The organism is Exiguobacterium sp. EA-TM-5, assembly GCF_053878415.1.
Map to the genome: position 1 here is coordinate 1,750,740 of NZ_CM132670.1, position 12,753 is coordinate 1,763,492.

General features: G+C 45.7%; 11 protein-coding genes. 9 read left to right on the forward strand and 2 right to left on the reverse strand.

From position 1 onward, the window contains the following. The first annotated feature begins 5 nt into the window (after positions 1 to 5). The 4 genes from ACV3PA_RS08960 to nth all read left to right on the forward strand — a co-directional run bounded on the left by ACV3PA_RS08960 (position 6) and on the right by nth (position 3,821). The gene (locus ACV3PA_RS08960; RefSeq protein WP_456124468.1) at positions 6 to 1,187 is read left to right on the forward strand and encodes a pyridoxal phosphate-dependent aminotransferase; all 1,182 of its coding nucleotides are present in this window, start codon (positions 6 to 8) and stop codon (positions 1,185 to 1,187) included. Between the two features lie 29 nt (positions 1,188 to 1,216). Then, entirely contained in the window at positions 1,217 to 2,506 is a 1,290-nt protein-coding gene (asnS, locus tag ACV3PA_RS08965) for an asparagine--tRNA ligase (protein ID WP_235504924.1), read from the forward strand. Between the two features lie 75 nt (positions 2,507 to 2,581). Continuing rightward, on the forward strand, positions 2,582 to 3,160 hold the full coding sequence (locus ACV3PA_RS08970; protein ID WP_053453713.1) for a DnaD domain-containing protein: 579 nt from the start codon (positions 2,582 to 2,584) through the stop codon (positions 3,158 to 3,160). A gap of 4 nt (positions 3,161 to 3,164) precedes the next feature. Then, positions 3,165 to 3,821, forward strand: a complete 657-nt coding sequence (gene nth, locus ACV3PA_RS08975; RefSeq protein ID WP_053453712.1) for an endonuclease III — start codon at positions 3,165 to 3,167, stop codon at positions 3,819 to 3,821. A gap of 41 nt (positions 3,822 to 3,862) precedes the next feature. On the opposite strand, the gene ACV3PA_RS08980 is transcribed toward nth, so the two are convergent. Continuing rightward, positions 3,863 to 4,777 carry a DUF3800 domain-containing protein gene (locus ACV3PA_RS08980; RefSeq protein WP_053453711.1) on the reverse strand — a complete coding sequence of 305 codons (915 nt, stop codon included), beginning with the start codon at positions 4,775 to 4,777 and terminating at the stop codon, positions 3,863 to 3,865. 173 nt (positions 4,778 to 4,950) lie between these two features. After that, positions 4,951 to 5,253, reverse strand: a complete 303-nt coding sequence (locus tag ACV3PA_RS08985; RefSeq protein WP_456124469.1) for a DUF1798 family protein — start codon at positions 5,251 to 5,253, stop codon at positions 4,951 to 4,953. 74 nt (positions 5,254 to 5,327) lie between these two features. Between ACV3PA_RS08985 and recU the strand changes: the two genes are divergently transcribed. The 5 genes from recU (at position 5,328) to ACV3PA_RS09010 (ending at position 12,749) form a co-directional block, all read left to right on the forward strand. Continuing rightward, complete coding sequence (gene recU / locus ACV3PA_RS08990; protein ID WP_456125960.1) at positions 5,328 to 5,954, forward strand: Holliday junction resolvase RecU; 627 nt, start codon at positions 5,328 to 5,330, stop codon at positions 5,952 to 5,954. Positions 5,955 to 5,974: 20 nt separating this feature from the next. After that, complete coding sequence (locus tag ACV3PA_RS08995) at positions 5,975 to 8,620, forward strand: PBP1A family penicillin-binding protein (RefSeq protein WP_456124470.1); 2,646 nt, start codon at positions 5,975 to 5,977, stop codon at positions 8,618 to 8,620. A 105-nt stretch (positions 8,621 to 8,725) separates the two neighbouring features. Continuing rightward, complete coding sequence (locus ACV3PA_RS09000) at positions 8,726 to 10,990, forward strand: DEAD/DEAH box helicase (RefSeq protein WP_053453708.1); 2,265 nt, start codon at positions 8,726 to 8,728, stop codon at positions 10,988 to 10,990. Then, positions 10,987 to 12,192: a ribonuclease H-like domain-containing protein gene (locus tag ACV3PA_RS09005; protein ID WP_456124471.1), complete on the forward strand. Its 1,206-nt coding sequence runs from the start codon at positions 10,987 to 10,989 to the stop codon at positions 12,190 to 12,192. The genes ACV3PA_RS09000 and ACV3PA_RS09005 overlap by 4 nt, the downstream gene beginning before the upstream one ends. After that, positions 12,189 to 12,749 carry an SLOG family protein gene (locus ACV3PA_RS09010; protein WP_456124472.1) on the forward strand — a complete coding sequence of 187 codons (561 nt, stop codon included), beginning with the start codon at positions 12,189 to 12,191 and terminating at the stop codon, positions 12,747 to 12,749. The genes ACV3PA_RS09005 and ACV3PA_RS09010 overlap by 4 nt, the downstream gene beginning before the upstream one ends. The last annotated feature ends 4 nt before the right edge of the window (positions 12,750 to 12,753 follow it).

Here is a 12,753-nt window from a genome sequence, read left to right on the forward strand (position 1 = left end):
GCGACATGTTATCGAAACGCGTACGACAATTGACACCATCTACAACGCTAGCCATTACAGCGAAAGCCAAGGCACTACGTGAAGAAGGTCAAGACATCATCGGTTTAGGTGCGGGAGAGCCCGACTTCAATACACCGGAATTCATCATCCAAGCAGCATTTGAAGCAGCAGAAGCGGGCGATACGAAGTATACGCCGTCTGGCGGAACTGTTGCCTTGAAGGATGCGATCATTGAAAAGACACGCCGTGACTTATGGATGCCATATGAACGCTCGGAAGTCATGGTAGCTTCAGGAGCAAAACATGCACTTTCGACATTATTCCAAGCGATTCTCGATCCAGGCGATGAAGTCATCGTCCCAGCACCTTATTGGGTCAGTTATCCGGAACAAATCAAACTCAGTGACGGCGTCCCTGTCATTCTTGAAACAGATGAATCGTCTCGTTTTAAAGTGACACGGGAATTGCTCGAGCAACATATCACATCGAACACGAAAGCACTTGTCTTGAACTCGCCATCAAATCCGACGGGAATGGTCTATTCAAAAGAAGAGCTTGAGATGGTAGCGGATATCGCAATCAAGCATGACTTACTCGTCATTAGTGACGAGATTTATGAGAAGTTACTTTATAACGGTGCGACGCATATCTCAATCGCTTCTTTACCAGAAATGCGCGAACGGACGGTCATCATCAATGGTGTCTCAAAATCCCATGCGATGACAGGTTGGCGGATCGGATATGCAATTGGACCGAAAGAGATCATCGCGGCGATGACGAACTTAGCGAGTCACTCGACATCGAATCCGACATCGATTGCGCAAGCGGCGTCGGTTGCTGCATATGCAGAAGGAGATGCACCGGTCGAAGCGATGCGTGTCATCTTCGAGGAGCGACTTGAAAAAATCTACGCACGACTCATCGAAATTAAAGGATTGACGTGTCTGAAGCCGGAAGGAGCATTCTACTTGTTCCCACATGCAAAGCAGGCTGCCGAGATGTGTGGATTCGATAATGTCGATGACTGGTGTACAGCTGTTTTATCTGAAGCAAAAGTCGCCTTGATTCCGGGTTCAGGATTTGGGGCACCGGACTATGTCCGTCTATCTTACGCGACAGATCCGGCGCGTGTCTTAGAGGCACTCGACCGGATTGAAGGATTCATCACGGCACATACAGCCGTTTAATAGAGAGAGGATGTTGACTGTTGAAAGCAATGATTCGGGATGTAAACAAACATGTAGGAGAAGAAGTGACGATTGGGTGTTGGTTAGCGAACAAACGCTCAAGCGGTAAAATCGCCTTCCTCCAACTACGAGATGGCTCTGGTTTCATGCAAGGGGTTGTCGTTAAAGAAACAGTTGGCGAAGACTTGTTCAAACAAGCAAAAGGCTTAACACAAGAATCATCACTTTGGGTGACAGGTGTCATTAAATCAGATGGTGGTCGGACAGCGATCGGTCATGAAATGGAAATTTCAAAGATTGAAGTCATCCATGAAGCAATCGATTATCCAATTACACCAAAAGCACACGGTACAGACTTCTTGATGGATAATCGCCACCTTTGGTTACGTTCGAAACGTCAGCACGCTGTAATGGTCGTCCGAAACGAATTGATTCGTGCGACGTACGAATTCTTCAACCAAGAAGGATTCATCAAAGTCGATCCGCCAATCTTAACTGGTAGTGCACCAGAAGGAACGACAGAATTGTTCCACACGAAATATTTCGATGAAGATGCCTACCTGTCACAATCAGGTCAACTCTACATGGAAGCGGCAGCAATGGCACTTGGTAAGGTCTTCTCGTTCGGACCAACGTTCCGTGCTGAAAAATCAAAGACACGCCGTCACTTGATCGAATTCTGGATGATGGAGCCTGAGATGGCGTTCCACGATCACGAGATGAACCTCGAGGTTCAGGAAAACTACGTCTCGCATCTCGTTCAATCGGCATTAAAAAACTGTCGTGCTGAACTCGAGTTGCTTGGTCGTGACTTGACGGTCCTTGAAAACATCAACGCACCGTTCCCGCGCGTCAAGTATACGGAAGCGATCGACATGCTCAAAGAGCAAGGATTCGACGATATCGAATTCGGAGACGATTTCGGAGCACCACACGAGACTGCAATCGCCAACAGCTTTGCACGTCCTGTCTTCATCACGCACTGGCCTAAAGCAATTAAACCGTTCTACATGAAAGAAGATCCGGAAAACCCAGACTTCGTTCTATGTGATGATTTGATTGCTCCTGAAGGCTATGGTGAAATCGTCGGAGGATCGCAACGTGAAGAAGATCACGAGAAACTCCTCGCTGAGATGAAGAAACATGGTCTTGACGAAACGGGTGCTTATAAATGGTATCTCGAAACACGCCAATACGGTTCTGTTCCACACAGTGGCTTCGGTCTTGGTTTAGAGCGGACAGTCGCTTGGATTACAGGTGTCGAGCACGTTCGGGAAACGATTCCGTTCCCACGTTTGCTGAACCGCCTCTATCCATAAGCAGTAAGGAAAAACATCGACCCATCGTCTCGACGGGTCGATTTCTTGTTTAGACTAGAGAATCGAGGAAATACGATGAATCATAATTTAGTTCAATTATTCGAGGAAGGGACGGTCGTCTTACCGAAGCGGTTGTTCACGGAGGCAAAACGGTTAGGCATTAGTTTTGTCGAGTTCACGTTAATTGGTCAATTATTCGCTTGTCGGGCGGAAGGGATGGAAATGCCTTCTCCGGAAGAGTTAAGTAATCGTCTCGGATTATCTGAGACGGAAACCATTGAGACGACGCTTGGTTTGTTACAAAAAGGGCTGCTTGCGATGGAGAACGTCAGTGGATCAGAACGCTATTCGCTTGTTCCACTTTATGAAAAGCTGATGGCACCACCCGAACAGGAAGCACCGAACTTTGATACGATCAACCCGTCTGTCTTCCAACAATTCGAACGAGAACTCGGGATGATGTCACCGTTCCAAATGGAGCAGATCATCCAGTGGTTGACGATCGAGAATATTTCGGAAGAGCTTGTACTTGCTGCACTTCGAGAAGCGGTCTATCATAACGTTCGCAAGATGACTTATATCAATCAAATTCTACGAACGTGGGAACGCGAAGGCATTAAAACACTTGAGGATCTTGCCGGACGGGGAGGCTGAGTAGATGTTACGGAAGGCTGAAATCGATCGGATTGAAGCGACGTTAGAAGAGATGTTTCCGGATGCATTTTGTGAGCTGATTCACCGCAATCCGTTTGAACTAGTCGTCGCCGTTGCACTGAGTGCACAAGCGACCGACGTACTTGTCAATCAGGTGACGCCTGGATTATTTGCAGCTTATCCGGATCCCTCTTCACTTGCTGCGGCACCGGTCGAGGAAATCGAAGATAAAATTAAACGTCTTGGTTTGTATCGGAATAAAGCGAAAAACATCAAGGCGCTTGCGGCACAATTACTCGAACGACATGACGGTGAAGTTCCGACAGAGCGAGCGGGTCTAGAAGCATTGCCTGGTGTTGGACGTAAGACGGCGAACGTTGTCTTATCTGTTGCTTTCGATGTCCCGGCATTTGCTGTCGACACACATGTTGAACGTGTTTCAAAACGCCTCGGGATCTGTCGCTGGAAAGATAACGTCACACAGGTCGAAGCGACCTTGATGCGTCGTTTCAAGCGAGAGCGTTGGTCGAAACTGCATCATCAGTTCATCTTTTTTGGACGGTATCACTGTAAGGCACAACGTCCGAACTGTGAAGCATGCCCGTTACTCGACATGTGTCGAGAGGGCAAAAAAAGAACAAAAGGATTAGCTACACCATAAAAACAGTGGATCCGGTTTCGGATCCACTGTTTTTATGCATATTATCCATTCCAAGGAGTATCAGACCACTCACGACGCTTTTTCGTGATCGGTACCTTCTTGAAGCCCCAGTTTCGGAAATCTTGGTCTGGGCTATCGCGGCGAATATAAATTTTATCTTTGATGGCCTTAAAAATCCGGTTTTCGTCCCCATAATGGACAAACCGTGGTTTTACCTCGATGACACCTCGACGAACGCGGGATAAAGGTAAGCAGACCAAATCGGCAATCTCAAGACCGGATTGGTAGAGGTCGCTGTCTTTTTCAGCAAAGATGAAGCCTTTGATTTTTTGACGACTTTTTTCGACGTCGAGATGAACCGTTCCTGAATTGAAGATATCGAAAAACGCTTTTTGAATCAACAAGTTCTGATAATCATCACGACTCTCAAGAACGACGCGAGCACTCGTTGCTTCTGTCTCATCGAGGAAGGAATAAAATGACTTCATCAAATGAGCGAAGGCGACGACATACGGATCCTTCGGAGTCGAGAAAAAGTCTTGTAGCTTCTGTTTATCGACTTCGACACTGACGATCGTACAATCGATATCAACGAGAAATTCCGGCAAGGCAATCCAAAAGTGACGCAACATATCAATCGTGATGCCGTCTTCCTTACCGTAAGGATGCTCCGCTTTTAAGATTTCTTTAAGATGGAGCGGAATATGTGGATCTTCAAAGACTTTTGCCTTGAAATCCATCAAGCGTTTGCGAAGCGGACTTGGTTCACCTGTCTCATCCGAATCAATGGCATATTTATATTCCATCAAGACGCCGGTTAAGTTGAATTGTGTATTACCCTTTGGCGTCCCAGTTTCGTCGACGAACATAATGTATTTCTTCGGGGCAGGGGTTGAGTTCTTAGGAAATCCTTTGACATCAACGCCTTTGACGTTCGATTGTACCCGTTTGTTCAAATGAATCTCCTCCAATTGCACGATAATTACACAGTCTTTTAGAAAGAAATGCTCTTGATGCCACTTTACACGCTAGGCGGCTGAAAAGCTATAGCCCGACAAGTGGAAACTTAGAAACATTTCCTCATAGATAAGGTGTTCGACTCAAGGAAGATAATTCCTGTTTTTAATTGTTATTCTTCTCCGTTCATTAATCGATCAATATAACGAACGGATTTAATCGTTTCATTAAAACGTTTCAGACTCGTTTTCGGTTGAAAGGCTTGAACAGAAATTTGCTTCAGTTGATCGACTGCACTTTCAACCATGTTCGGTCGTAGGTATGGACTATCTTGGGCATTCATTTGCCACTCAGCTATCAATTGATCAGCTCGTTCAACGAACGGCACGACGTCTCGATTAAAGTCATATTCGGTTCCGGCACGTCCTTCTTGATAAATACGTTCAATCTCTTGTAATAACGGTTCAATTGTCATTGGTTTTTAACTACTCCTCTCGGCCGATACGGTACAATCACATATCATGGTACAATAAACGCGATAGGAGGGGAATCGTTTTGAATTACCCGAATGGGAAAAAATTTCAAAAGCCACTCGAGTCGCATGGAACCCAAATTAAGAAGGCGCGATCAACCGAGTCAACCTTTTCAAATCGAGGAATGACGCTCGAAAAATTATTGAATGAAAGCAATACGTTTTATCTAACCCATAATCGGGCAATCATTCACAAGAAACCCACTCCGTTACAAATTGTCCAAGTCGATTATCCAAAGCGATCAGCTGCTGTCGTTAAGGAGGCCTATTTCAAGCAACCGTCGACAACCGATTATAATGGTGTGTATCGTGGAAAATATATTGATTTCGAAGCGAAAGAGACGACGAATAAAACCTCTTTCCCAATAAAAAATTTTCACCCCCATCAAATCGCACACATGCGTCAATGTGTCGAACATGGAGGAATTTGTTTTGTCATCATTCGATTCAGTCTGTATAATGTGCAATATGTGCTTTCAGTCGAGCACGTGTTCCCCTGGTGGGATCAGCTAGAAAGCGGACGGAAATCAATTCCGCTGACAGCAATCGAACAAGACGGTATTAGAGTCGAGACTGGAGCGTACCCTGCCATCGATTATTTAAAGGCAGTGGACGAACTATATTTCAATTCAGACACTTTTTGATTGAAGGAGAAGGATAGCATATGGAAAGAAGTCGTGTCGCACGTCGTGAAGAGACCAAGTCATCTGAGAAAAAGATGAAACGGACAAAACGTCCTCAAAAGAAGAAGTCAGGTGGCGGTTCTGGTGGGAAAGGTCCACTTTGGAAAAAATTATTGTTGATTGCTACCGGTCTATTCATCTTAATGATGCTGATTGGTGGTGGTTTTGCAGCGTATGCCGTAGCTACTGCTCCTGAACTGGATGAAGCAGAATTACGTGATGCGTTGCCGCTAAAAATTTACGCAAGCAATAAGAAAGAAATTACGAAAGGCGGAACGAGCCGAGAGTACGTCTCGATTGATGAAGTCCCAGAAGTAGTGAAGGACGCATTCATTTCGATCGAGGATCGTCGTTTCTATCAGCACAACGGGATTGATTTCCGTCGTCTTGGTGGAGCCATCATTGCAAACGTGACAGACGGATTTGGTTCTGAAGGGGCTTCGACGATTACACAACAGGTCGTCAAACAATCGTTCCTCAGCTTTGATAAGACGATTACACGGAAAGTCCAAGAGCAATGGCTCGCGATTCGTTTAGAACAGGACTATACGAAAGATCAAATTTTAGAGATGTATTTGAACAAAAACTATTATGGACAAAATTCATTCGGGATCCAGACAGCTTCAAAAGCATACTTCAATAAGCCTGTAAATAAATTAAATTATGCGGAAGCTGCGATGCTTGCAGGACTCCCGCAGCGTCCGACAGCATATGATCCAATTAAAGGAGATCCAAAGTTAACGAAATGGCGTCAGACGCAAGTCCTCAATGCGATGCAGACGACAGGCGTCATTACAGAAGCACAACGAGATAAAGCAGTGAAGCAGCCGATCTCAAAATTGATCAATCCGGCACCGAAGTCAACAAAGGATGAGTCTTATGATAGTGTCATCTTCGATATGGTATCAAAAGAGTTAGAAGATGATTTTGGCTTAGAAGGGAAAGACATCTATGGTCAAGGGTTAAAAATCTATACATCGATCGATAAACCGATGCATGACTATATGAATGAAGCAATCAAAAAAGATCAAATCGTTAAGATGCCCGAATATGCAGAAACAGCTGCTTCGGCGGTGAATACACAAACGGGTGAGATTTTAGCTGTCGTTGACGGAAAAAATCCAGGTAAAGGTACAGCGCGACGTAACTACGCAAATGAGCCACATCAACCGGGATCGTCTGCAAAACCATTCTTTGCCTATGGTCCAGCAATCGAAAATGATAAATGGTCGACTGCGAAACAATTGACGGATAAACCAACAGAAGTCAACGGCAAAGAGATTGGAAACTATTATGATGGATACCGTGGTACGAACACAATTCGTCATTGGTTAAAAATCTCAGCGAACACACCAGCTATTCAAACGTTCCAAGAAATCGGTGGTGACCAAGTTCAAACATTTGCTGAAAAATCAGGTTTGAAATTAGAAAACGATGAATCGATTTCTCCAGCTTATGCAATTGGTGGGATGAAACACGGATTCAATACGACTGAGATGGCTGGAGCTTACGCGACACTCGGAAACGGTGGCGATTATATTAAGCCACACCTGATCAAATCGATTGAATATAGTGATGGATCAAAAATCAAGTCGCCTGTCAAATCGAAAAAAGCGATGGAAGACTACACGGCATACATGTTAACGGATATGCTTCGTGATGTCTTAAAACCAGGTGGTACGTTCCCAAGCGCCGGATTGTCATTTGATGCAGCCGGTAAGACTGGGACTACGAATGCTTATAAAGATGTCTGGTTTGCAGGGTATACGTCTGATGTCTCAATCAGTGTCTGGACAGGAACGACGAAGTCTGGAAATAACAATGGATCTGGACTAAGTGGTCCGTATAACAGCACGATGGCACAGCAAATCTGGAAAGATTTCATCACAAAAACACGCGATCGTACACCAGCACCATTCAAACAACCTAGTTCTGTCCTTAGTATCGGAAATGAATTGTATGTGAAAGGGACGAAAGAGCCTGTCGTTGAAAAAAAGACAGTACCCGCTCCGACTGGATTACAAGCATCTTACGATGAAGACACAAAGAGCGGTGAACTAACTTGGAACTATAACGATGCTGCGTTACGAGCCAATGGGTATGATGATGTATCGTTTGAAGTGACGATGACAGATGCTGATGGGAAGTCATCGACAGTCGGAACGAGCACTACAAATCGTATCGCCATCAATGGTTTGAAACCAGGACGATCGACATTCCAAGTCGTTGCGAAAGCTTCTGGCGAGGAATCAGGTCCAGTCTCAACGACGGTCACGGTCACAGATCCTGAAGCAGATGAACCGACGACGGATGAACCAACGACGGATGAGCCGACGACGGATGAACCGACGACGGATGAACCGACGACGGATGAACCGACGACGGATGAACCGACGACGGATGAACCAACGACGGATGAACCAACGACGGATGAACCAACGACGGATGAACCGACGACGGATGAACCAACGACGGATGAGCCGACGACGGATGAACCAACGACGGATGAACCTTCATCGAATGATGGTGCAAATGCTCAAAGTAACTCCAATGCACCAGCGGAACGAAACAACAACAATAACAATAATAATAATCCGAATAATAGTGGAGATGACTCTGAGAATTAATGAAAGATCATCACCTGTAAAGTAGACAAGACCAAAGACGAGTAGATCGTTCTTTGGTCTTGCCTCTTTTTTTGTATAATGAGAGAAGTGGAAGGAAGTGAAGGCATGCAAGCGAAACAAACGCTCGTTGCATTTCTTGAAGAACTCAAACAAGACCGCTCGTTCATGGAGCGGATTACGTATATGAAAACAATGGAAGCGACAGCGGGACGTTATGTCGATTTTCCAGAACAACTACCAGATCGTTTGCGACAAGCGCTACGAATACGTGGAATTAACCAGTTATACCGTCATCAAGGGTTAGCGTATGAACGTGTACAAGCGGGAGAGTCGACGGTCATCGTCACACCAACCGCATCAGGAAAGACTTACTGTTTTAATTTACCGGTCTTATCGCATCTATTACAGCATCCGAACGCGCGAGCATTGTATCTTTATCCGACGAAAGCTCTCGCACAAGATCAAAATAGTGAGTTACTGGAACTGATCGATCAATTAGAAGCCCCAATCCGTTGTTTTACCTATGACGGGGACACATCACCAACGATTCGAACAAAAGTACGAAAAGCAGGGAACATCGTCATTACGAATCCGGATATGCTACATTCCGGGATTTTGCCACACCATACCAAATGGATTGAATTATTTGAGAATCTTAAATATATCGTCATTGATGAGTTACACACGTACCGTGGTGTGTTTGGTAGTCATGTCGCGAATGTCATTCGTCGGCTACGACGGATTTGTCGTTATTACGGGAGTGACCCGGTTTTTATCATGACGAGTGCGACGATCGCCAATCCAAAGGAACTGGCAGAACGATTAACGGAAAAAAAAGTCGGTCTGATTGATGAGAATGGTGCGCCGACTGGACGTAAACATTTTCTCGTTTATCAACCGCCCATCGTCAATGCGCAACTTGGGATACGACGTTCAGCGACGCTTGAGACGAAACAACTGGCGATGCGCTTCATCAAGAAAAAATTCCAAACGATTATCTTTGCACGGTCACGTGTCCGCGTCGAAGTCTTATTGACGTATCTACGAAGCATCTACCCGCATGAACTTGGTCCACGATCAATCGAAGGGTATCGAGGAGGATACTTGCCAAGTGAACGACGTGATATCGAACGTCGATTACGACAAGGTGAGATCACGGGTATCGTCTCGACGAATGCTCTCGAACTTGGTGTCGATATCGGTCAACTGCAAGTCTGTATCATGAATGGCTATCCGGGAACGATTGCTTCGCTCTGGCAGCAAGCAGGTCGCGCTGGCCGCCGTCAAGATGATGCCTTGATCATCCTTGTCGCTTCTTCCGGTATGCTCGATCAATACGTCGCAGAACGTCCAGAACTGTTCTTGAATCAATCACCAGAAGCAGCACGCCTCGATCCAGATAATCTGATCATTGCAGTAGATCATGTCAAATGTGCAGCGTTTGAACTACCCTTTACAAAAGGAGAGTCATTCGGGACACTTGAGACGGAGGATATCCTGGAGTACTTAGTCGAAGAGCGTGTCTTGCACGAAAGAGGCGAACGTTATTATTGGATGAACGATGCGTTCCCGGCGCACGGAATTTCGCTTCGATCGAGTGATCAAGAGAACGTCATCATCGTTGACCAGACAGAGGTACCGAATCGGGTCATTGGTGAGATGGATACATTCAGTGCGATGACGTTGTTACATGACGAGGCGATTTATCTTCATGGAGCGGATCAATATCAAGTCGAACATTTAGATTTTGAAGAGAAAAAAGCCTTCGTCCGTGCCGTAGACGTTGATTATTATACAGATGCTAATTTTTCAGTCGACCTTTCTGTACTCGAAGAAGACGAACGATACGCTGAAGGAGAATATAGTGTTGCCCGTGGCGATGTCAGCGTTCGTGGGATGGCGACGATGTTTAAGAAGATTAAGTTCGGCACCCATGAGAACATCGGCTCTGGTCCGATTCATTTACCGGAACGAGAAATTCACACGACAGGTGTCTGGTTCACTTTACCGGATCACGCACGCTCCTCGACAGAGCTAGAGCAAGTGTTAGAAGGCGTCGCGAATAGTCTACGGCGTGTTGCACCGCTTTATTTGATGTGTGATGCGAGTGACGTCTTCGTCGTGCCACAAGTCAAAGCGACACACACACAACAGCCTACCGTCTATCTGTATGATCGTTACCCTGGTGGTGTTGGTCTAGCGCAGTCGATCTATAAGCAACGCGGTGTCATGTTGCGTGCAGCACGAGATTCAATCATCACGTGTCCTTGTCAGGACGGTTGTCCTGCGTGTATCGGTATGGTTGGTGTCGCAGATGAAAAAGAACGAACGATTCAGTTATTAGCAGAAATGGAGAAGGAACTATCATGAAAAATCGTCTTAGACGCATGCTGAAATCTACATCAGACGTCGCACCGGATACTCCTGCTTCTTCCGCTTCTGAAACGGAAACAGCGAAGAGACTAGTCGGATGGACCGACGAGCAGCAGGCTTGGATTGATCGAGGGGCCGACATCTTAACTTTTGAAGAAGAGTGGATTGTTCGGATCGACAAACGGTATGCGTTAACGGACCGTCATGGAGATCGAAGCTTTGCGGAAGTGTATGAGTCCTTACAACTGCCGCATCCACCGCTTGCGCTGGACGTCCCGCTCGAGCAGGTCATCTTCTTTGATACAGAGACGACAGGATTACGAGGAACCGGAACGACAATCTTTTTGCTTGGTTTTGCTCGCTTTGAGCAGGGCGGGTTACTGATGCGTCAGTATTTCTTACCACATCCACACTTTGAAGCTGCCTTTTATCATCACTTTCTGCACGACATCGGAGATGATGTCCGGTTCGTAACCTATAACGGTAAAAGTTTTGACTGGCCACAAATCAAGACACGACATGTCTTCGTGCGGGAACGCGTTCCGCGGTTACCGAAAGTCGGTCATCTTGATTTACTGCATGTTGCACGGCGAATTTTCAAAGGAATGTACGACTCTTATCGATTAACAGCGATGGAAGAGCGAATCGGGTTCGAACGAGAGGGAGATTTACCTGGATTTTTGGCGCCTATGCATTACTTCCAGTACGTCGAACATCAGCATCCCGATATCATGACAGGCGTCTTACAACATCATCTTGATGACTGCCTGACTCTCGTTAGTCTGTATGACACGTGCAACCGACTCGTCACGCATCGGGCAGAGGCACCTTCACCGATTCAAGAGAACATCGCGATTTGGTTAGCAGATCTCGGAATCCATGAAGGATCCCATGCTCATTTTCAGCAGGTCAAAGAGTTATCGCCAGAAGGGTGGCTGCGCCAAGGGTATTTGCATAAAAAAATGAAAAACCATGAACAAGCTCGAGAATGTTTCTTAAAAAGTGATAGTTACTTGGGGTATATCGAACTCGCGAAATGGGCGGAGCACATTGCAAAAGATCCAGTGCTTGCTTATGATTATACTGAACGAGCACGACACCAAGTCGAACGCCACCATTGGTTAATTACGAAAAAAGAACGAATCTTAGCAGAGCTTGATCATCGAGGACGTCGGTTGAAAAGGAAGTGTAACGCGTGAAAGTGGTTGCCATCACAGGGTACAAGCCAAATGAACTAGGCATCTTCGATCAAAAACATCTCGGTATCCGTGTCTTAAAGGCAGCCTACCGAGAGCGGATAATTCGCTTAATTGAAGATCGTGGAACGGAGTGGTTCATTACGAGTGCGTCACCTGGCTGTGAAATCTGGGCGTGCGAGGTCATTCTAGAATTGAAGGAAGACTATCCAGATATTCGTCTAGGTATCCTCTTGCCATTTCTAGAGCAGGAGGCACGCTGGAAAGAACCTGTGCAAGCACAGTATCTTTCAATCCTTGAACAAGCTGACTTTGTGGAAGCAATTAGTCAGAAACCGTACACGGATCCATCACAGTTACGTAATAAAACGGAATTCATGATTCAAAAAAGCCAAGGGTTGTTATCGGTTTTTGATGAAGAACATGGAGGATCAGCGAAATTTTTAGTAGAGCGTGCTAGAATGGAAATGGAACAATCCGATTATCAGTTGTTTTTGATTACGCAAGATGATTTATCTTGGCTCGAACAAGAATTACAACACAATGACCAGTGGGAGTGAAGAG

Coding starts and splice junctions, on each gene's coding strand:
- ACV3PA_RS08995 (WP_456124470.1), top strand. CDS start 5,975: ATGGAAAGAAGTCGTGTCGCACGTCGTGAAGAGACCAAGTCATCTGAG.
- asnS (WP_235504924.1), top strand. CDS start 1,217: ATGATTCGGGATGTAAACAAACATGTAGGAGAAGAAGTGACGATTGGG.
- ACV3PA_RS08970 (WP_053453713.1), top strand. CDS start 2,582: ATGAATCATAATTTAGTTCAATTATTCGAGGAAGGGACGGTCGTCTTA.
- ACV3PA_RS08960 (WP_456124468.1), top strand. CDS start 6: ATGTTATCGAAACGCGTACGACAATTGACACCATCTACAACGCTAGCC.
- ACV3PA_RS09005 (WP_456124471.1), top strand. CDS start 10,987: ATGAAAAATCGTCTTAGACGCATGCTGAAATCTACATCAGACGTCGCA.
- ACV3PA_RS08985 (WP_456124469.1), bottom strand. CDS start 5,253: ATGACAATTGAACCGTTATTACAAGAGATTGAACGTATTTATCAAGAA.
- ACV3PA_RS09000 (WP_053453708.1), top strand. CDS start 8,726: ATGCAAGCGAAACAAACGCTCGTTGCATTTCTTGAAGAACTCAAACAA.
- nth (WP_053453712.1), top strand. CDS start 3,165: ATGTTACGGAAGGCTGAAATCGATCGGATTGAAGCGACGTTAGAAGAG.